Origin of the sequence: Clostridium sp. MCC345 (genome assembly GCF_018785345.1) — a bacterium.
GTDB lineage: Bacteria > Bacillota > Clostridia > Lachnospirales > Anaerotignaceae > Anaerotignum_A > Anaerotignum_A faecicola.
The window spans coordinates 1-19,671 of record NZ_WQPP01000003.1; the positions used below are offsets into that span (position 1 = coordinate 1).

General features: G+C 45.6%; 23 protein-coding genes and 1 pseudogene. 16 read left to right on the top strand and 8 right to left on the bottom strand.

Annotated elements, in window-relative coordinates; all coding sequences use genetic code 11:
- Positions 1-220 precede the first annotated feature (220 nt).
- Genes GPK49_RS00065 through GPK49_RS00080 form a run of 4 tightly spaced genes read left to right on the top strand, consistent with a single transcriptional unit; the run spans position 221 to position 2,594 of the window.
- Positions 221-664, top strand: a complete 444-nt coding sequence (locus GPK49_RS00065; RefSeq protein ID WP_118143222.1) for a GNAT family N-acetyltransferase — start codon at positions 221-223, stop codon at positions 662-664.
- Positions 665-716: 52 nt separating this feature from the next.
- Positions 717-1,328, top strand: coding sequence for a class I SAM-dependent methyltransferase (locus tag GPK49_RS00070; protein WP_215676369.1), 612 nt, complete (start codon positions 717-719; stop codon positions 1,326-1,328).
- Between the two features lie 28 nt (positions 1,329-1,356).
- Positions 1,357-1,752: a hypothetical protein gene (locus GPK49_RS00075; protein ID WP_215676370.1), complete on the top strand. Its 396-nt coding sequence runs from the start codon at positions 1,357-1,359 to the stop codon at positions 1,750-1,752.
- A gap of 44 nt (positions 1,753-1,796) precedes the next feature.
- Complete coding sequence (locus GPK49_RS00080; RefSeq protein ID WP_215676371.1) at positions 1,797-2,594, top strand: carbon-nitrogen hydrolase family protein; 798 nt, start codon at positions 1,797-1,799, stop codon at positions 2,592-2,594.
- Between the two features lie 56 nt (positions 2,595-2,650).
- On the opposite strand, the gene GPK49_RS00085 is transcribed toward GPK49_RS00080, so the two are convergent.
- The 3 genes from GPK49_RS00085 to brnQ form a co-directional block, all read right to left on the bottom strand.
- Complete coding sequence (locus GPK49_RS00085) at positions 2,651-3,577, bottom strand: DUF3298 and DUF4163 domain-containing protein (protein ID WP_118580992.1); 927 nt, start codon at positions 3,575-3,577, stop codon at positions 2,651-2,653.
- A complete protein-coding gene (locus tag GPK49_RS00090) occupies positions 3,574-4,062 on the bottom strand; it encodes a sigma-70 family RNA polymerase sigma factor (RefSeq protein ID WP_118580989.1) in 489 nt (162 codons plus the stop codon). Before GPK49_RS00090 ends, GPK49_RS00085 begins: the two co-directional genes overlap by 4 nt.
- A 199-nt stretch (positions 4,063-4,261) precedes the next feature.
- Positions 4,262-5,575: a branched-chain amino acid transport system II carrier protein gene (brnQ, locus tag GPK49_RS00095; RefSeq protein ID WP_016408067.1), complete on the bottom strand. Its 1,314-nt coding sequence runs from the start codon at positions 5,573-5,575 to the stop codon at positions 4,262-4,264.
- Between the two features lie 713 nt (positions 5,576-6,288).
- On the opposite strand from brnQ, the gene GPK49_RS00100 reads away from it, so the two are divergent.
- Entirely contained in the window at positions 6,289-7,008 is a 720-nt protein-coding gene (locus GPK49_RS00100) for a helix-turn-helix domain-containing protein (protein WP_016408068.1), read from the top strand.
- 55 nt (positions 7,009-7,063) lie between these two features.
- Here GPK49_RS00100 and GPK49_RS00105 read toward each other — a convergent pair whose 3' ends face one another.
- Positions 7,064-7,234, bottom strand: coding sequence for a ribbon-helix-helix protein, CopG family (locus tag GPK49_RS00105; protein ID WP_016408069.1), 171 nt, complete (start codon positions 7,232-7,234; stop codon positions 7,064-7,066).
- Positions 7,235-7,338: 104 nt separating this feature from the next.
- On the opposite strand from GPK49_RS00105, the gene GPK49_RS00110 reads away from it, so the two are divergent.
- Complete coding sequence (locus GPK49_RS00110; protein WP_215676372.1) at positions 7,339-8,274, top strand: hypothetical protein; 936 nt, start codon at positions 7,339-7,341, stop codon at positions 8,272-8,274.
- Positions 8,275-8,361: 87 nt separating this feature from the next.
- Here the strand turns inward: GPK49_RS00110 and GPK49_RS00115 are convergent, their stop codons facing one another.
- Entirely contained in the window at positions 8,362-8,790 is a 429-nt protein-coding gene (locus tag GPK49_RS00115) for a hypothetical protein (RefSeq protein ID WP_016408072.1), read from the bottom strand.
- Between the two features lie 18 nt (positions 8,791-8,808).
- Positions 8,809-9,495, bottom strand: a pseudogene (locus GPK49_RS00120) (S8 family serine peptidase); the annotation flags it as partial.
- A gap of 129 nt (positions 9,496-9,624) precedes the next feature.
- Here GPK49_RS00120 and GPK49_RS00125 point away from each other — a divergent pair.
- The 3 genes from GPK49_RS00125 to GPK49_RS00135 all read left to right on the top strand — a co-directional run bounded on the left by GPK49_RS00125 (position 9,625) and on the right by GPK49_RS00135 (position 11,524).
- Complete coding sequence (locus GPK49_RS00125) at positions 9,625-9,894, top strand: hypothetical protein (protein WP_016408074.1); 270 nt, start codon at positions 9,625-9,627, stop codon at positions 9,892-9,894.
- Positions 9,895-9,986: 92 nt separating this feature from the next.
- Positions 9,987-10,931, top strand: a complete 945-nt coding sequence (locus GPK49_RS00130; RefSeq protein WP_215676373.1) for a recombinase family protein — start codon at positions 9,987-9,989, stop codon at positions 10,929-10,931.
- Entirely contained in the window at positions 10,928-11,524 is a 597-nt protein-coding gene (locus GPK49_RS00135; protein WP_016408076.1) for a hypothetical protein, read from the top strand. Before GPK49_RS00130 ends, GPK49_RS00135 begins: the two co-directional genes overlap by 4 nt.
- A gap of 147 nt (positions 11,525-11,671) precedes the next feature.
- Here the strand turns inward: GPK49_RS00135 and GPK49_RS00140 are convergent, their stop codons facing one another.
- Positions 11,672-12,388, bottom strand: coding sequence for a GntR family transcriptional regulator (locus GPK49_RS00140; RefSeq protein ID WP_016408077.1), 717 nt, complete (start codon positions 12,386-12,388; stop codon positions 11,672-11,674).
- A 593-nt stretch (positions 12,389-12,981) separates the two neighbouring features.
- Between GPK49_RS00140 and GPK49_RS00145 the strand changes: the two genes are divergently transcribed.
- The 6 genes from GPK49_RS00145 to GPK49_RS00170 all read left to right on the top strand — a co-directional run bounded on the left by GPK49_RS00145 (position 12,982) and on the right by GPK49_RS00170 (position 18,387).
- Positions 12,982-14,100, top strand: a complete 1,119-nt coding sequence (locus GPK49_RS00145; RefSeq protein ID WP_118580974.1) for a TRAP transporter substrate-binding protein — start codon at positions 12,982-12,984, stop codon at positions 14,098-14,100.
- 23 nt (positions 14,101-14,123) lie between these two features.
- On the top strand, positions 14,124-14,612 hold the full coding sequence (locus tag GPK49_RS00150) for a TRAP transporter small permease (RefSeq protein ID WP_118580971.1): 489 nt from the start codon (positions 14,124-14,126) through the stop codon (positions 14,610-14,612).
- Positions 14,609-15,898 carry a TRAP transporter large permease gene (locus GPK49_RS00155; protein ID WP_016408080.1) on the top strand — a complete coding sequence of 430 codons (1,290 nt, stop codon included), beginning with the start codon at positions 14,609-14,611 and terminating at the stop codon, positions 15,896-15,898. The genes GPK49_RS00150 and GPK49_RS00155 overlap by 4 nt, the downstream gene beginning before the upstream one ends.
- Before the next feature lie 409 nt (positions 15,899-16,307).
- Positions 16,308-17,375, top strand: coding sequence for an FUSC family protein (locus tag GPK49_RS00160; RefSeq protein ID WP_215676374.1), 1,068 nt, complete (start codon positions 16,308-16,310; stop codon positions 17,373-17,375).
- 311 nt (positions 17,376-17,686) lie between these two features.
- Entirely contained in the window at positions 17,687-18,127 is a 441-nt protein-coding gene (locus GPK49_RS00165; protein ID WP_215676375.1) for a hypothetical protein, read from the top strand.
- A 2-nt stretch (positions 18,128-18,129) separates the two neighbouring features.
- A complete protein-coding gene (locus tag GPK49_RS00170) occupies positions 18,130-18,387 on the top strand; it encodes a hypothetical protein (RefSeq protein WP_118580956.1) in 258 nt (85 codons plus the stop codon).
- 26 nt (positions 18,388-18,413) lie between these two features.
- Here the strand turns inward: GPK49_RS00170 and GPK49_RS00175 are convergent, their stop codons facing one another.
- On the bottom strand, positions 18,414-18,623 hold the full coding sequence (locus tag GPK49_RS00175) for a hypothetical protein (RefSeq protein ID WP_215676376.1): 210 nt from the start codon (positions 18,621-18,623) through the stop codon (positions 18,414-18,416).
- A 143-nt stretch (positions 18,624-18,766) separates the two neighbouring features.
- Between GPK49_RS00175 and GPK49_RS00180 the strand changes: the two genes are divergently transcribed.
- Positions 18,767-19,558 carry a metallophosphoesterase gene (locus GPK49_RS00180; RefSeq protein WP_016406642.1) on the top strand — a complete coding sequence of 264 codons (792 nt, stop codon included), beginning with the start codon at positions 18,767-18,769 and terminating at the stop codon, positions 19,556-19,558.
- The last annotated feature ends 113 nt before the right edge of the window (positions 19,559-19,671 follow it).

Genomic DNA, 19,671 nt, shown 5'->3' on the forward strand with positions numbered 1-19,671 from the left:
CTCACTCCACAAGAGATGCGAAACGAAAATCGGTTCGGCTTCTTGATAAAGTGGTAGGCAATGACTAAAAAATTTCCCTTATTTCCCTTGTGATTATCTCATAAGGGCAAAAATAAGGGAAACTACATATCATTTCACTAATGGACAGGCGGGAAAGCCTATAAAATGGGGAAAGTTAGAGAGATAATTATATAAATTCCAGTTTGTCGGAGTAATAGATATGAAAATCCGAGAAGTGAATGAGAATAAAAAGCAATTTATAGCATTATTGTTATTAGCTGATGAGCAGGAAAATATGATTGATCACTATCTTGAAAAAAGTACTATGTATGTACTTGAAGATGGTAATGTAAAAGCTGAATGTGTTGTTACCGATGAAGGTAATGGAATACTTGAAATCAAGAATATCGCAGTCGATCCGGAAAATCAGGGAAAGGGCTATGGCAAAGCACTAATTGATTTTCTTGCCAGTAAATATGCAGATGAATATTCTGTTTTGCAAGTTGGAACAGGTGACAGTCCATTGACGATACCATTTTATGAAAAATGTGGATTTGTCCGTTCTCACAAGATTCCCAATTTCTTTACTGACAATTATGACCACCCAATTTATGAGGGCGGTGTACAGTTGATAGATATGATATATTTGCAAAGATGTTTATAACTTCCAGTTTTTGAAACTGAAAAATCGGGACTTAAAGAGGAGGAATCATGCAATGAACTTCTTTGAAAATACTCGTAAGCCACAAGGCTTCGGCGGAAAATTGATGACGAAGATGATGAACATCGGTCACGCCAAGTTATCACAATGGGGATTCTCAAATATCTCAGTGAATCCGGACGCTACGGTACTGGATGTTGGTTGCGGAGGCGGTGCAAATATTGTAGCCTGGTTGGGCAAATGCGGAAATGGACATGTGACAGGAATGGATTATTCGGAGGTCAGTGTGGCAGAATCTCAAAAACTGAACGCCGCCGCCATTAAACAAGGGAAATGTTGCGTGGTTCAAGGGGATGTAGCTGCTATCCCTTTTCCTGATGCGGTTTTTGATTATGTTTCTGCTTTTGAGACAGTTTACTTCTGGCCGGGATTGGAAAAATGTTTTTTTGAGGTAAATCGAGTTCTGAAAAACGGAGGGACATTCCTGATTTGTAACGAATCTGACGGAACGAATGCCGCAGATGAAAAATGGACAAAGTTGATTGATGGTATGAAGATTTACACCTCTGATCAACTCATTGCTGCTTTGAAAGAAGCAGGTTTTACAGAGATAAAAACGTATTCAAATACAAAAAATCATTGGATAAGTATTGTTGCAACGAAATAGCAAACGTCCTGTTTGCGGAGGTGGTTTTATGAAGAAGAAAATGGTGATTGGGATTATTGTGGCAGTGGTGCTTTGCGGCGGTTATTTTATCGGTTCGGGGTTTTTGAGAAACGGTTCTGTCTATATGGATGGATATTCCGTTTCGGGGGACGGCAGAGAAATTACGCTGGATATTGGCGTTGCGGCATCAAGGGGGTATATCAGGAAAATGGAGATATCCCAACAGATGGGCGGAAAGCTTTATATTGACTGCTACGCTGCCTTTGGGGGCATCAATGGCAGGATTGGCGCAAAAAACAGCTTTACGCTGCCGCTGGATGAGGATACGACAATGATTGGGATTTATCGGAATGAGAACTGCTATGAGGAAATTCTGCACAAGGATGCGGACGGCAGCTGGCAGCGGACGAAGGCAAACGGATAAAAATAATTTATGATAAAAACAAAAGAGAAGGGAGCGGATGCAACATGAAAATCGCACTTTGCCAGATGGCAAACGCAGGAAAGCCTGCTGCGAACCTGGAAAAAAGCATACGGGCAATCAAGGAGGCGGCAGAAAACGGGGCGGATTTGATTCTGTTTCCAGAAGTGCAGCTGACGGAATTTTTTCCGCAGTACCCCGGACAGGATGTGACGCAATATCGGATTTCGCTTGATTCTGAGGTTGTGACGGCATTTTGCAGGGCGGCGCAGGAAAACGGGATTCTGGTTGTGCCGAATATTTTGCTTTACGAAAACGGGAAGACATACGATGCCAGTCTGCTGATTCAGAAGGACGGCACGATTGCGGGCGTGCAGAAGATGGTGCATATTGCGCAGGCGGAGCAGTTTTATGAGCAGGATTACTATACACCCTCCGATGACGGGTTTCATGTATTCGATACGGAATATGGGAAAATCGGGATTGTGGTTTGCTTTGACCGACATTACCCCGAAAGCATTCGCACGGAAAGTCTGATGGGGGCGGAGCTGATTCTGATTCCGACGGTGAATACGAAAACAGAGCCTTCCGAAATGTTTGAATGGGAGCTGCGTGTACAGGCATTCCATAACAGTACGGCTGTTGCGATGTGCAACCGCGTCGGCAAGGAGGGCGAGATGGACTTCTCAGGGGAATCTATTGTAGTAGATGCCAACGGCGATGTGATTGCCAAGGCGGATGACGCGGAGGGGATTCTTTATGCAGAGGTGGATTTGGCAAAATCGAGCGAAATCAGAAGCCGCAGAACGTATACGGGGCTGAGACGGACGGAATTGTATAAATGAAAACGCAAGAAGGCTATCCTTTCGGGATAGCCTTCTTGCGTTTTGCTATTTTTGTGTTAGTCGATTACAAATTCCTGAATGCCCATATATCCGGGGGCGATGGAATATTCGGGGAAGGAGATGACAACCTTGCCCTCTGCGTTCAGATAGAAGGAGGTATTTGCGTCAACGGTTTCAAACTTCCCAAGGGAATCGGTTTCATCTGTGCTGTCACCATAGCCGAAGAAGGAAGCGTTTGCATCTGCCGCCATGCGTTCTTCAATCTGAGATACGATGCTCTTATTGCAGATGGCAGCATAATCATCGCCAAGCACGTCTTGCAGGGTCAGCTCCTTATCATTCTTCAAATCAATGTTGTAGTAGGTATGCTCCTCATCCGCGGAAACCCAGCTCTTTGCGGTTGTTACGCCCAGAGAGAGAACATCATTGCTGAGATATTTTACATCGTAATCGATATACAAATCCATGGTGCGATCTGCCCATTCTTCCTTTGTGCCGCCTGTTTGGAAGAAGGATTCCTTATATTCTGCCATTTCCTTTTCTGCCTGCGCTTCATAATCGGCGGTCAGCTGCTGGATGCGTGCATTTACCTTTGCGGGCAGCTCCTTACCATCGGGGCCCTTCACAACGGGGACGTTTACATTCAGCTCCACATCGCCCTCTGTGCCTTCAAAGGAACGGAAGGTCAGCACCTGCGCCAGCTGCCCTACAACGGGAACCTTGCTCATGTTTTCCGCAAAAACGGGGCTTGCGTTCAGCCCGATGGTGCCTGCGACCAGAACGGCTGCTGCCGCCGCAACACAGCCTCTCCAGACGGGGCGATAGGATTTCTTTGCTTCGGATGCTTTCTTATTTTCATTGCTTTCGTATTTCATTTTCAGTTCCTCCTTATTTTTGGATGCAATCGTCTGCATGACCGTTTCGTTTAAATTTTTAGGAATTTCGATGGATTCGTAGGTTTTTTTGCCATTTTCGGGATTCATTTTTCTTCCTCCTTCAAAATCAGTTTCAGCTTTTTCAGGGCACTGTAGAGTCGTGTCTTTACGGTGCTGAGTGGGGTATCGGTGATTTCTGCAATCTGCTTGAGCGTCAGATCCTCATAATAATGAAGGATAATGACGGTTTTCATAGGCTCTGACAGCTGCATCACAGCCTCATAGGCTTGCTTATCTTCATCAAATGCCGGCTCTTCGTAGGTCATGGCTTCGGTATGCTCCTCGCCGAGAGGAACTTCGCGCTTTTGCTTTCTGAGATACTGCAAAGCCTCATTGACAAGAATCCGATAAAACCATGTGCGGAGTGCCAGAGGATTTTTCAGCCCAAAGCAGCCCTCCAAGGCGCGGCAGATAGCGTTCTGTATCACATCCAGAGCTGCCTGCTCCTCCTTTACATAGCTGTATGCCAGACGATAAAATTTATTTTGATTTTCTATGATGTATTGTACGGTGCAGTCGTAAATATCCTGCATAGGTGTTACCTCCTTGTTGCTTCCCGGTCAGCGTGAAAACCATTTTTTTCGTTTTCTGTCTTATAGATGTATTGTAACGGAAAAAAGTTTGAACTGTCTGAAAAATTTTTGAAAAAAATAAAAATCATAAAAAAGCACCGTATCTTATTCGATACGGTGCGAGAATTTCTATAGAGATTTCGACGGAATGCCGCAGGCATTAGCCTAATTCGTTGTCGCTCTTGCTCAGAGAGACTGCTTTCTGAGAAGTGGGTACGAATTTACCGATGATACCGCCTACGATGGCAGGAACTACCCAACCGCACTGGAAGGAGCCCAGAGGCAGCTTTTCTACGAAATGCAGGGGCAGACCGAAGCCGCAAAGCACTTCTGCCGCACTTGCAACCAGTGCAAAGGCTGCTGCGAAGATATAAATGTTGTTGCTTTTGATATGCTTACCAAAGAAGTTCAGCACAATCATAACCAGAACAACAGGGTACAGCAGGTTCAGAATAGGTGCTGCAATGCTGATGATTGTAGAGATACCGAAGTTGGATACGATGTAGCTGAATGCAACAGTCAGGATAACTACCTTTGTATAGGAAACCTTGTTGTTTGTCAGCTCTGCGAAATAGGATGCGCAGGAGGAGGTCAGACCGATTGCTGTGGTCAGGCAGGCAAAGAATACGATGATTGCCAGAACCAGTACGCCGTAGCTGCCGATCAGAGACTGTGTGATTGCAACAACCAGACCTGTCTGGTTATAGCCTTCAAAGCCGCCTGCGGATGTGGTTGCACCCAGGAATGCCAGACCGCCATAGATAACAAACAGTGCAACTGCTGCGAAAACGCTGGATTTGATAACAACGCTCATGGTGTCCTTTGTTTCTGTGTAGCCTTTATCCCTTGCTGCGGAAATGATGATGATAACAAATACGATAGAAGCCAGAACGTCCATGGTCTGATAGCCTGCCATAACGCCTTCTCTGACTGTTTCAAATTTTGCAACATTGCTGATATCGCCAATGGGGTGAACAATACCCAGAACAATCATTGCCATCAGACAGATTACCAGAATAGGTGTCAGGTATTTGCCGATTACGTCAACAACGCCGGAGGGGCGAACGGTAAACAGCAGAACCAGACCGAAGAAGACTGCGCCGAAAATCCAGCTGTTGATTTTGGGGAAAATCGGCATAACGCCCATTTCAAATGTTGTTGCTGCGGTACGGGGGATTGCCAGGAAGGGCCCGATACACAGAACGACTAATGTATTGATAATGACAGAGGGGACTGCACCAAGCTTTTTGGTAACGCCCTGAATGGAAACATCGCCGCCTTTAATCATGGAGAGGATGGCAACCAGAGCCAAACCAACGTCCGCGATAAAGAAGCACATAAACCCGATGAACCACTCGCTCCCTGCATTTGTACCAAGGTAGGGGGGGAAGATTAAGTTGCCGGCACCGAAGAACATTGCAAACAGTGCCAGCCCGATTACGGCAATGTCCTTTAAACTCGTTTTCTTTCTCATAATTTGTAAACGCCTCCTAAACAAAACTTTCTTTTACATCCGACACTAAGGAAATCTCTCTTAGTTGTCCTACAAACGATATTATGCACGAAAAATCCGATTTGGGCAAATGAATGAAATATAGTTTAGTGAAACGAATTTACCGATTTCTTATACTCAGAGTAGAAAAAGTGTGAAAAAAGCCTGTATTTTCATAGAAAAAACGGAAAAATCACAAAATTTCATGAATTATCTTATTTTTATGAAATTGACATAATGCGAATATATACAGGGGGGAGGCTTGGTTTGAAAACGAATACAATAGACAAAAACGATAGATTTCATCAAAAATAATAAATAGCTTTTGGATATTTCGGTGATAAAAACATAGATTTTTCTCTTTTTATCTGGTATAATGATGAACAATAAAAAATATCCCGTTTTGTATAAAACTGGAAATAATATATTCTAAAGAAACTTTTTCGGGAAAATGGCGCGAAAATCATGAAAAATCTATTGTGTTTTTTTCAGAACATCTGCGGTTTTGCGAAACCGGTTTCAGAAAAAGCGAGCGCTTGCTTTCAAAAAAGAAACAGATTCGTTAAGTTTCCATAAAAAAGCGAAAAGATTTGTGCGGAACACTTTTTTTATTGGATACTTTATACTATAATGGAACGCGTGGTTTAATAGAGTGAGATTATTTTTTTACAGTATAGATGAGTAGGTGAAAAGAGATGAAAGAAGTTAGTATCCATGTGGGGCAGAGAATTCGCCTGTATCGAAAGACGAAAAACCTGACCATTGAAACCTTCGCAGGCATGATTCATAAAAGCAAGGCAACGGTTTCCAAATACGAAAACGGGGATATTTCCATTGATATTGAAACCCTGTTTACGATTGCGCAGGCGTTAGGGGTGCCCGTCAACCAGCTGATTGATTATGAAGAAATCGGGGAGGAAAAGGGCGAGAAGGGCGAAATCATCAAGCACAACCTCAGCAAAAGCAAATATTATATGTACTTTTACGATGGCAGACGCAGCCGCATTGCGCGCAATGTTATTGAGGTGCAGGATGGCGGAGAGGACAGCGGTGTATTCAGCGCGAATATGTACGCTTCGCTTGAGGATTTATCCAATTATTATCAGTGTAAGCTCCTTTATCACGGCACGATGCGAAAGGGGGATACCTTCATCAATTTCAATTTTGAAAACCAGAATAATAAGGTGGAGCGAATGTTTATGTACGCCATCAATTCCTTTAATAATGGCGGCAGAATGGAAGGACTTTGCTGCTGCTTATCCACGCAGCCGATTTTGCCTGCCTGCTTCAAATTTCTGATGGTATCGGACATTCTGGAGGAAACGGATGATTTGAAGGAAAAGCTCAAGGTTTCTAAGGAGGATATCCGCCTTTTGAAAAAAATGAATATGTTTGTTGTCAGCGACCACGCTTAAGCGAAGTCAAAAAAATTGCCCAGACCGTAAGGTCTGGGCTTTTTTGCTGTGGTTTTTATGCTTCGTTTTCCATGTGGGCAAGGGCAAACAAAATACACTGATTGATAAATTCGTTTCTGCTGATGTTAGCCTGCGCGGATTTCTGATCCAGAATTTCCAGAACATCCTTTGGAATCCGCATGGAGATTACTTCCTTTTCCGGCTTTTTCGGATGAAATACAGTCATTTGTTTACACCTCCCTCTTGCTAAATTGTATCGGGTTTGTTATATTTATTCTATATTCTAAAATAGATATCGAAAATAGAATACAATTAAGAGGGAGAGGTATTATGAAAAAGAAAACTGTAATTTGGCTTATTTTATTGGTTATGAGTATGGCTCTATCCGGATGTAGTTTGAAAAATCCCGATTTGTGCCAAGCGAAGGATTGTTTGAATAAGCATATAGAAGGAGCAGAATACTATAGAGAACATCTTTGTCAGGAGGAAGGATGTTTAAATGAAAAAATTGGGGAAAGATTTTGTGAAGAGCATTTTTCCTGTGCATTATGTGATAAGGAAAGAAAGGGCTGTGAAGGGGCATTATATTGTGTAGATCATTCCTGTGATAGACGGGGGTGTCCGGAATTAAAGGCAAAAGGGCACAAGTACTGTGAGAAACATTATTGTAAGGCGGAAAACTGTGAAAACGAAACAAGAGCAGATGGTGATTATTGTGCGATTCACGGATGCAGTAATTGTGGGAAAAAGTATTCGGGAGAATTTGAATATTGTGATGAATGTCGTTGTGATGTAGCAGGTTGTCCGAATTTTGGTAGTCCGTATTGCAGTAAACACGAATGTCACCAGACAGGCTGTAAAAAGTTAAGATATAATGATACGGAATACTGCTATGAACATTATCAGGAAAAGAAGAAGGAAGAGGACGAGAAACGGAAAGAGGAAGAAGAACGGCAACGGCAGTATCAGGAAGCTATCAATGCAAAAAAAGACCAAGTTGTAGTTAATTCAAATGGCAAAAAAATCTGGAAGGTATGTATGGCTGATAATCAATTCAGATTTCAGGGGAGCTATTCCGGTACGGGAAACTTCATTGTGACAGTTATGGATGCAAACCAAGACTATTATGCTTCCATTTGTAATGAAATTGGTGACTATGTTGTAGATAAAACAATTTCTGTGGTGGAAGGGGAATATTACTACATAGAAACATTTTGTAGTGATGGCGAATGGTCTGCATCTTGGTGGGGAACTTACGGAGATTAACAGAAAAAAGGGGCGAAAGCCCCTTTTTTCTATTCCGCCCGCTCGAAATTTTGATTTCAACTTAGGGGGCGACTTTGTCGACACCCTCTAAAACTGCTCTGCCAATGCCAGTGTTAGCAGCAGACCTGCCATTCTTGCGGATTGGGCGGAGGGCAAATCTTCCGGTGCGCCGCCCTCGGCACTGCGCGCCGCCAGAAGATTGCCTTCGGAGAAATCCGCTACACCTCTTTGCACATGCTGCAGGGTATGCAGAAACATCAGCCCCTTTGTCATGCGGTCCAGCTGCGCCCGTCCGCCCTCATCCATAAAGGCGGAAAGCGCGCGCAGCAGTGTGACCTCCTTCGGGGGATGCTCCTTGGCAAATGCCGTTTCGGCATTGGCGGCAGAGCGGATTTTCAGAAGATATTCTTTTTCGACCGTATCTCGCAAAGCAGAAAGCATTTGTGCAAAATCCTTTTCCAGTCCGTCCGTTTTCTGTAGGGTTTTTGCAAGGGTATAGACCGTGTTTTCGGACATAAGAGAACCACCTTTCTTTTAAATGGTACGGCAGACCTCCGCTGTCAGAAGACCGCCGAAGGGCTTGGCTTTTTGCAGCAGCAGCCGTTTGATTTCCGCAGGACGTGTGTGTGGGTTTTCTGTGAGCAGCAGGGCAGCCGCGCCGCTGATGAGCGGTGTTGCCATGGATGCGCCGCTCATGGTGATATAATTTCCGTCCACGATGTTTTTACGGCTGCGGTTGGGCAGGGTGAAATCAAAATCGGGCGAAAGCACCGAAACGATATCATCTCCCGGTGCCCAAAGATCGGGCAATGTATCCCGTTCCCTTGAAAAAAGCGGAAACGCAGGCGCGAGGAAATAGCTTCTATCCTCCCATGCGCCGACGGAAATCACACCGCCGCTTACCGCAGGCGGCGGACGGTAGCCATTGCGTCCATCCGGATTTCCTGCCGCCGCCACCACCACAATTCCCATCTGCCAGAGCCGTTCGACTGCCTCTTTTAGCGGCAGGTTGACCTTTCTGTCATTCGTGCCGATGGAAAGATTCACTACTTTAATATTATATTTGCGTGCATTGTCCATTATCCATCTCAGCCCCAGTACGGCGTGGGTGGAATTTCCCTGCCCGTATCGGTCAAGAATTTTGACGGAAACAATCCCTGCCTCGGGCGCAACGCCTGCATAACGCCCGTCGGCATTGTGACCGTTGCCGCAGGCGATACCCGTGACATGGGTGACGGGTGCGTTTTATATGGACGCATGCTTTTGGATACCTTTCTTCTTTTTTATTGCATTTGCAGGATATTTGTTGTACAATAAGAACAAATCAGATAAAAAAAGGGGGTCAAAATTATGCAGGCTTTATCAGAAAAAGGCACCGCATTATTGGCAAAGTTCAAAAAGTTCCAGAAGCTCAGCTTGGTTCTTTATGCTCTGGCGGCAATGGCATTTGTATTTGCCGGAAATATTCTGTTGACGATTATTATTGTGGCGCTGGATATCTTCCTGGAAATAAAGTTGTATAGATGCCCTCATTGCGGCAAGGGGCTGGACTGTCGCCGCAGAGTGAACGAGGACACGGTTTGTCCGAAGTGCGAGAAATATATTTTCCGCGGATTATAAGAAATATTATAAAAGCCTACAGTCAAAGCTGTAGGTTTTTTCTTGCCTGAAACGCCGTATAATTTTTTAAGGAAGAAAAAGGAGCGGCGGCAATGAAAAAAGAAATTGCGGCGATTTATTGCAGGCTTTCTGTGGAGGATGCGGAAAAGAGAGCGGCGGAAAGTGAGAGTATACGCAATCAGCGCGCACTTTTGCTGGGATATGCCAAAAAACAGGGGTGGGCGGTCTATGACATTTATGCGGATGAGGATTATTCGGGGCTGAGAGAGGACAGACCTGCCTTCCAACGCCTTCTTGCGGACGCGGAAGAAAGAAAATTTTCAATCATTCTATGCAAAACGCAGTCTCGCTTTACCCGAAACGCAGGCACGGCGGAAAAATATCTGCATGCGCTGTTTCCCCTCTGGGGGATTCGCTTTGTGACGGTGGTGGATGGGGTGGATACTGCTTCTCATGCCAACAAAAAAGCCCGTCAAATCAACAGCCTGGTCAATGAATGGTATTCCGAGGAGCTTTCGGAAAATATTCGTGCCGTCTTTCGCAGGAAGATGGAGGCAGGGCAGTTTCTGGGCAATTATGCGCCATACGGCTACCGCAAGGATCCCTGTTGCAGGCATCACCTCATTCCTGATGCGGAAACGGCACCCGTTGTGGAAGAAATCTATGACTTGTACTTATCGGGTCTTTCCTGTAAAATGATTGGAGAACGGCTGACGGCACAGGGCATCCCCACCCCTTCCGAGATGAAGCGGGCGCGAGGGGAGGATCTCGGCAGGCGTTCTTCTGCGGCATGGTCGAAGGGGACAATCCGAAAAATCCTGCAAAACCCCGTTTATCTGGGGCATATGGTGCAGGGGAAAGAGGAAAAAATCAGCTTTAAGGAGAAAAAGACCAGAGAGCTGCCGCGAAATCAATGGATTGTGGTGGAGCATACCCACGAAGCAATCATAAAAGAAGAAATTTTCGGGGACGTAAAAAAACGAATGGCAGAGCGCAGGCTCGCCCGAACAAGGATATCGAAGGAGGAAAACACATGAAAAAGAAACTTTTGGCAATGCTGCTGGCTGTTGTGATGGTATGCGGCGTGTCAGGCTGCGGAAAGGATAAGACGGACGCTACGGACGGACAGCAGGTGACAGCTGAGCTGGACGGTGAAATGAAGAAGGAGGCGGACACCCTGCAAAAGGCCTTGGAGGGCTATGCGGCAGACCTGACTGCGGAGGATGCAGCGGCGGCGGGGATGTATACCATTCATAACGGCGCGGTTGTGGGCGGTCAGGAAAACTGGGATGCTTTTGCCGCAGGCAAAACGGATGAAATTATCATTTGCCAGTTCTCCAAAAATGACGGCGCAATGCTGGATTCCGTAAAGCGGCTAGCAGGCGGCGGCTATCTGGTTGTGACGGATGTGACCAGAGACGGCTACGAATATACCGAAAAAGAGGATTACACCCGCAATATTTATGAATGTATGACGATACTGGATGATTTTTCTCTGGAGGAGGGCGGCACAGCGTATACCGTTTGTGTGCTTTCCAATGAAAAGGATATGAACGCTGATACCTTCCGCACCTACTGGAACGAAATGACAATGGATGCACATCAGGTTTATCCGTTGTTTATACTGTAAATTGTAAATAGCGGAGAAAACCATAGAAAATTAAAAACACCATGTAAATCATTTATGAGTTTACATGGTGTTTTTTTGGTTTTCGTAGGCTTGCGGAGCAAACACATGAATCAGGCGAAGCCTGATGAATGATGGTTTTCGTTATTTTTAATTTTCGGGGTAAATCATCTGATTTACCTTGAAGATGAGCTGCAATGCCTTTCTGGAGTTATTCAGATGCGCGGTAACGGCTGCCTTCAGCGCGTCTAAATCGGACGCAAGCGCCGCATCCAGAATTGCCTGATGCTCCTCGACACATTCGCAGTCTCTGTAGTGAGGCTGGCTTACATAGGTGCCGGACGCATAGGTGAAGGGCTGCATATCCCGGAATACATTGACCGCCTTCTGATTGCCGGAGGCTGCCAGATACAGGGTATGAAATTCTAAATCCAATTCAAAAAATTCATCGGGCTTATGATTGGAATCATTTGATTCGATGAATTTTTTCTGTGCTTCCAGACAGTCAATCAGCTGCTGACGCAGGCCGTGGTTATAATTCAGCGTGGTTACGATATCCTTTACAAAAAATGTATCCATCATCAGACGCATATCGAAAATATCCTGCAATTCATGCGGTGTCAGCGCTCTGACGCTCATGCCCTTATTGGGGGTGTTCACAACCAGCTTTTCCTCTGCCAATCTTTGCAGTGCCTGCTTGACAGGGGTATCGCTGACCTGATATTCGCGAGCAAGCTCCTTGATGTTCAGCTTTTCTCCGGGCTGGAATACCTTCGTGAGAATATCATCTTTAATATCCTGATAAATCTTATCAGTCAGGGTAGTTTTTTTACCCGTTGTTTCGTGGTTCTTTTCTTCTTCTTTCACAGGTCTCTCCTTCTTTCGATTTCTCAAATTAGATTTTGCCGCAAAAAGACAGCACAAAAATGTTCTTCTGTATGCCTGTTTGCTCTATTATACAACAGGAGGCGCAAAAAGTCTATCAATTTTTCGGAATCAACTTTTTTTTAATAATATGAGATATAAAACGGATTGAAAAAGAATTTTAAGTGGCGTTTTTTAACTGGAAAAAACTAGAAATTAAATAAAAAATAGTTTTATGTGGGACGAAAAGTGTCTTATAAAAGTTTCAAAATGCAGTAAAATTAGTTTATATTGGATATTTTACACAAAAAATAGGATTTTTTTACACGGAAAGACACTTGTTTTTCGTCTTTTTTATCTCTTGACGTACAAGAAAGACAAATATATAATCATAAAAAAGATGTTTTATATCTCAAATAAAACTTTTTTCGCGAAAAAGAAGATTTGTTTTGCGATATTTGTGATACAAATGAAAAAACGAGAGAGAAACAAAGAAACAAAAGAGGAGTCCTTCCCTTCGGTGGGGTCCAACCGAAGAAAAGGAAATCCAAATGCAACACACCGGACTGTAGAGTTCAATATGAGGAGGGAATATTATGTTCTTTAAAAGAGGCCTCGCTGCAATTTTAGCAGCGGTCACAGTGGTTGGTCTGGCGGGCTGCGGTGATTCCGACAAAGCAGCAGATACAGACGAAGCAACAGTAAAAGACGGTTTCGTGGAAAAGAAGGTCGAACCCGTAAATTTTGACTCCGGCGTAGAGCTGACAAGCGATTGCTATCATTTCATTTATGCGCTGGGCAACGCGCCTGCTACCATCGACGCGGCAAAATTCTTCAAAATGCGTCTGGAGCAGGAATCCAAAGGCACACTTAGCTGTGATATTTACACCGACAACGTGCTTGGTTCTGAACGTGAATTGCTGGAGGGCTGTCAGTTTGGTAACTATGACATCGTTCTGGCAACAAACGCAACGGTAGCATCCTTTGAAAATGACATTTTCTGTCTGGATATTCCTTGGCTGTTTGATAACAAGCAGCAGGTTTATGAGGTTCTGGACGGGCCTCTGGGTGACAGACTGGCAGATGGTCTGGAGGAATCCGGATTTAAGCTGCTGCAATGGCAGGAAAACGGCTTCCGTACACTGTCCACAAACAAACCCATCAACGATATGTCTGATCTGAAGGGCGTTAAAATCCGTATCATGGAAAATGAGCTGCAGCTGCAGCAGTGGAAGGACTACGGTGCGAACCCCACACCCATGGCGTTCACAGAGCTGTTTACAGCACTGCAGCAGAAAACAGTAGACGCACAGGACAACGGTGCGGAGCTGACATGGCAGACAAAATTCTATGAAGTACAGAGCCACTATACATATACAAAACACATTTACTCTCCTTACCTGATTCTGATGAGTAAAGACAAATTCGATGGGCTGACTCCCGAGCAGCAGGAAATCGTGCTGAAGGTTTCCGATGAGGCAGTTGCTTATGAACGTCAGAGATGTGACGAATATGAACAGACTGCACTGGATAACATCAAAAACTGCGGCACAATGCAGTACAGCGACCTGACACCTGAAGTAAAGGCTGAAATGGTGAAGGCATGCAAAAACATCAAGGAACTGGCTTATAAGAAGGTAACAGATCCTTCCGTTGTTGATTTGCTGTATGATGAGGTTGCTAAGGCAAAGGAAAAATTCCCTGAAGAAGGCTAAAAAGGAAAGGGGCGTAAAATACTATGAAATGGTTTTTAGACCATGTGGAAGAATTTTTCATGATTCCACTGATTTTCGCAATGAGTATTATCATTTTCATTCAGGTTGTATGTCGTTATGTGTTCCAGAACTCTCTGACATGGTCTGAAGAAATGGCAAGATATATGTTCGTATGGCTGGTATACTTCTCTGTAAGCTATACCGCAAGAAGAGAAAAGCACATCCGTATTGATGCTGCAATCAATTTGTATCCCAAAAAGGCACGTCCTTACATCGAAATCCTCAGTGAAGTGATTGTTCTGGGCTTTGCAATCTTCATCGCTGTAACAGGCTATACTGTATTCGGCAAGATTGCATGGTCCGGTCAGATGTCTCCCGCAATGCGTATTCCTATGCAGTTCGTATATGCGGCACCTATGATCGGCATGGGGCTGACAGCAATTCGTCAGCTGCAGTGCATTTACAGAAGAATCAAGGCGTTGAAAAATCACGAGGAGGTGACTGAGGCATGACAGGTTCTATTGCTGCAGTAGTATTTCTTACATTGATTGCTTGTCTGGTGCTGACAGTTCCCATTGGTTTCTCTCTGGGTATTGCATCTCTGGGCTACATTCTTTACACAAAACAGCTGACATTCGGCTTTATTGCACAGAACATGGTAACAGGCTGTGACTCCTTCCCTACCATGGCGATTCCCTTCTTCATCTTCGCAGGTGAATTGATGGGCGGCGGCGGCATTTCCAAAAGACTGCTGAATCTGGCGAACGTATTCTTCGGCAGAATCCAGGGCGGTCTGGCAATCGTAACCGTTGTTGTATGTATGTTCTTCGCGGCAATTTCCGGCTCCGGCCCGGCAACTGTTGCGGCGGTAGGCGGTATGGTTATCCCTACCATGCTGGAAAAGGGCTATGATAAAAAATTCGTACTGGCGCTGATTGCTGCTGCCGGTTCCATCGGTGTTATCATCCCTCCCAGTATCCCTATGGTTATCTACGCTGTAACAACAAACAGCTCCGTATCTACACTGTTCTTGGCAGGCTTCGTACCCGGTATCCTGATTGGTCTGGTACTGATTGCGTATTCCTACTTCTATGCAAAGAAGATGGGCTACAAGGGCGATGACGAACCCTTCTCCGTAAAAAGAGCATTGCGCGAAACAAAGGAAGGCTTCTGGGCAATCCTTTCCCCCGTTATCATTCTGGGCGGTATCTACGGCGGTATCTTTACCCCGACAGAGGCAGCTGCGGTATCTGTAATCTACAGTATCATCGTTGGCTGTGTTATCTACAGAGAGCTGGATCTGAAAAAGCTGATTCAGTGTACCAAAAATGCCTGTGAAACAACAGCATCCATCCTGATTGTTATCGGCTGTGCTGCCGGTTTCTCCAAGGTTCTGACACTGGGTCGTATCCCTACAACGGTTGCATCTGCAATGATGTCCCTGACAGACAGCAAGATTGTGATTCTGCTGCTTATCAACGTACTGCTGCTGATTGTTGGCTGCTTCATGGAAACACTGTGTGCCATCATGATTCTGGCACCCATCCTGTATCCCGTTGTAACAGCAATGGGTGTAGACGTAACACACTTCGGTATCATCATGGTAGTAAACCTTGCCATCGGCTTCATTACACCTCCACTGGGCGTAAACCTTTTCGTTGCCTCCCGTGTTGGCGAAACCACGTTGGATACGGTTATTAAGGGTATCATTCCCTTCCTGATTCTGATGATTGTTACACTGCTGTGCATCACCTATATCCCTGCAATTTCCATGTTCTTGCCTAATTTGATGGGCTAAGACAGTATTGTTAAAAGCTTCTCAAGGAGTTGGTAAATATGAGTATTTCAAAAAGAATAGTGCAAAGATTGCTGGACTGCGGCATCATTTTGATGACAGCGCTTTGTATGTTTTATTACTACGGTTAAAACTCGTTGACCTTCATCTATCCTAATAGATGTGGCTCATATTGAACTCCGCGTAGCCCCTCTCCCTGCTTGGGAGAGGGGCTATTGCTATACTGCGCTTTGCTTACGGATGCCTTAAAAAAGGGGGTTTTACAAAACAGAAAAGAATGCTATAATAGAAAAGATAGCCTCATTGCGAGGCTTGCGCCAATGAAGCGGCGTACAAAAGGCAAACAGAAATGCGGCAGGCGATACTGCCGTTTTTTGCAGAATAAAAAACGAAACGGAAGGAATGGAGAAGTATGACATTTTATCAGGAGCTGCAATTAAATCAGGCTGGCTCAAAGGAGCTGCTGCGAAAGAGTGAAACGGCGCAGGAAAGGCACTATCACGCATTGGTTTATCTGGCAAAGGTTGCGATTACAATGCTGTTTTGCTTTGCATTCGTCAGTGTGTTCAGCATTTTATTTGGTAACGAAAACAGCGTTGTGGGCGTTGTTGTTTTATTGTGCTTAATGGTATTCCGCAATGCGGATTTTGGGCTGCATACAGGGCAATCTACTCTGCTGCTGGCGTTATTTTTTGTGGATATGGCGGTTTTTCCGCATTTGGCACAGCAGGCAGCACCACTGCCGGCGTTGCTTTTGAATGTGACGGCACTTGCGTTTCTTGTCATTTTCGGGTGTCATAATCCGTTTATGTTTAATCAGTCCACTTTGGTTTTGGGATACCTGCTGCTTTATGGATATGATGTTTCGGGAGACAGCTACCGGATGCGTTTGCTTGCCATGGCTGTCGGCGCACTGCTTTCCTGTCTGGTGTTTTACAGAAACCATAAAAGCCGCACCTATGAAACAGGAATCAAAGGGGTTTTGCAGGCATTTGATCTGGCCTCCTCTCGCACAAACTGGCAGCTTTGCCAGATTATCTGCGTGCCTATGGTGCTTTTCCTTGCGGAGCTGTGCAAAATGCCCCGTGCTATGTGGGCAGGCATTGCGGCAATGTCTGCCATTGTACCGCTGATGGCGGATATGCAGGCGCGGGTGAAAAACAGAATTATCGGCAACGTGGCAGGAGTGCTTTGCTTTCTGGTGCTCTATACCCTTCTGCCTACCTCGATTTATGCCTATATCGGAATCCTTGGCGGTATCGGCGTTGGCTTTTCTGCGAAGTATGGCTGGCAGGCAGTGTTTAATACCTTTGGTGCGCTTGCCATTGCAGAGAAGCTTTACGGCCTCAAGGGTGCAGTGGGGCTTCGTGTGGCGCAAAATGTATTTGGGGTTGTGTTTGCCCTGCTGTTCTGCGCTGCATTTTATTGGGTGATGGAACGGGTGACGGGAAGAAGGATAGCAGGAGAGCAGAATATCTAATGCGGGAATTTCGTTCTTCGGATGCCGTGACATGTGTCCCGTGACCGTTATCATCATACGGCTCTGTCCTTCCGTTGATAAAATCCCGGAAGGCAAGAATCCTGTTTTCGGGCAGAATAAAATCCGCCACAGGGGAAATTCCTGTATCCAGAAAGGCGATGGAAAGCCTTTTGCCGGTGGATTCTGTGGAAAAGATGCGCTTCATCAAAGACATGGCAAGCATCTCCTTTCCTTATCAAAATATGTGAAAAAGCATTTTTCGGCACAGCCCTGCATATCTTTATTTGAGAAAGAAAAAAGGGGGAAGCGCTGTGGCAGAACAGAAACAGATGGAAATGCTTTCGGCATTGATGGGAGAGGAAGGGCAGGATGCGGCAAAAATGCTCCTGCGGATGCAGAGACTGCAAAGGCTGCTGGGTGCGCCGCAGGATACGGCATTGCCGCCTGCGCCGCAGGAGGAAGCGGATGTGTTTTCGCGCAGCCGCAGGGAAAATATGATTTCCGCCGCCATTCCCTTTTTGAATCGGGAATATCAGAAGGAGCTGTATCTGGTGGTGCGGCTGATGGAGCTGCGGCGCGTGATGGGCAGTGAACTTCTGGAAACCAGAGAGCGGCAGGAGGAGCCGCTGCGCCTGCGGCAGAGGAAGCTTTTGCAGGCAGTTGAAAAATATGTATCACAGCAGGAACGCGGACAGGTGCAGCTGCTGCTGAAAATGATGGATATGAAGGAAATTCTGGGGCAGGGGGAATGAAAATGAATGCATGGGAAATGCCACAGGTGCAGGCATTGGGCGAGGAACGGCTGCGCCTGATGCAGGAGGCGGCAGAAAAATGCAGAGGGAAAAGCGGCATGGAGCGTCTGGATATTTTTCTGGAATATGGCGAAAAATTATCTGAAGGGGGACCGCTTGCGCCGGAGGAGCAGAAGGCTTTGCTTGCGGCGGTGGCGGCAAGCCTGCCCGAACAGGAGCAGAAGCAGCTGACACAGCTGATGCAGATGATGGGAATCTGAAATTAAAAAAGAGCGGCGATTTTTCGTCACTCTTTTTTTGCGGAAAGCAGCTCCAGCAGCAGCAGTGCAAGCACAGGCGAGCCACCGCCCTGCGGCATTGTTTTTTCCTCCGCGTGAAGAAAAATGGGTTCTTTTGAGGTTTCCTTTTGGGAAAAAGCTGTGGTGGCTTCCTTCTTTTTTTCGGCTGTTTTCTGCGGTTTGCCGAAGGGCGCAGGGATTTTTTTTCGAGAATACATGACAGCCTCCGTGGGTTTTCTTTCCTTTATAGTGTATGCTTAAAAAAGTTTTTTATGTTTTTCCTATAAATAAACAGGCTTTTGTGGTATCATATATCATAAGAGAAACGAGAAAAAAGAAAACTCCTGAAAGGAAGCTGTAAATGAAGGAGCGCAGAGAACGAAATTTCCGTATTCTGGAATTTCGAGAAAATAAATTTGATATCATTGGGGATGTGCATGGCTGCTATGATGAGCTGATGGAGCTGATAGAAAGGCTCGGCTATGAGAAAAAGGATGGCTGTTATACGCATCCGGAGGGCAGAAGGCTGATTTCCGTGGGAGATGTGGCGGATAAGGGCTGTCAGAATCTGGCGTGTCTGGATTTCTGGATTGAGCAGGTCAATAACGGCGGCGCATTCTGGGTGCATGGCAACCATTGCAATAAGCTGTACCGCTATTTTCTGGGGAATCGTGTGCATCTGTCACACGGACTGGAGCGGACGGTAGCGGAGCTGGAGGCACTCCCGAAGGAAGAACGCATGGTGTTTCGCAGCCGATATATGCGCTGCTATGAGAGCCAATGCTTTTATCTTCTGCTGGACAGAAAGCGTCTTGCGGTGGTGCATGGGGGCTTGCGTCCCGAATCCATCGGAAAATTTTCCAATAAAATACGCGCGGTTTGTTTATATGGTGAAACAACGGGTAATTTTGACGAAAACGGTAAGCCTGAGCGTTTGGACTGGGCGGCGGAATATGACGGGCAGCCCTTTGTGGTCTATGGGCATACGGTGGCGGAAAGACCCGAAATCATCAACCGTACCGTTGATATCGATCAGGGCTGTGTTTATGGCGGCTATCTGACGGCATTGCGCTATCCGGAAATTGAATTTGTGCAGGTGCGCGGCAAAAAATATGCGGAATATCACGGCGGCGGAAAGGTGCCGGAGGAATGAAAAGTCTTAGAGAATCGGAAGCTTTAAGGCTTTTTTTCGTGCAGAAAAAGGAATTTTCGGGAAAATGGCGTATTCTAAAAGTAATAGGAAAAATTTCGACTGATACGAAAGGC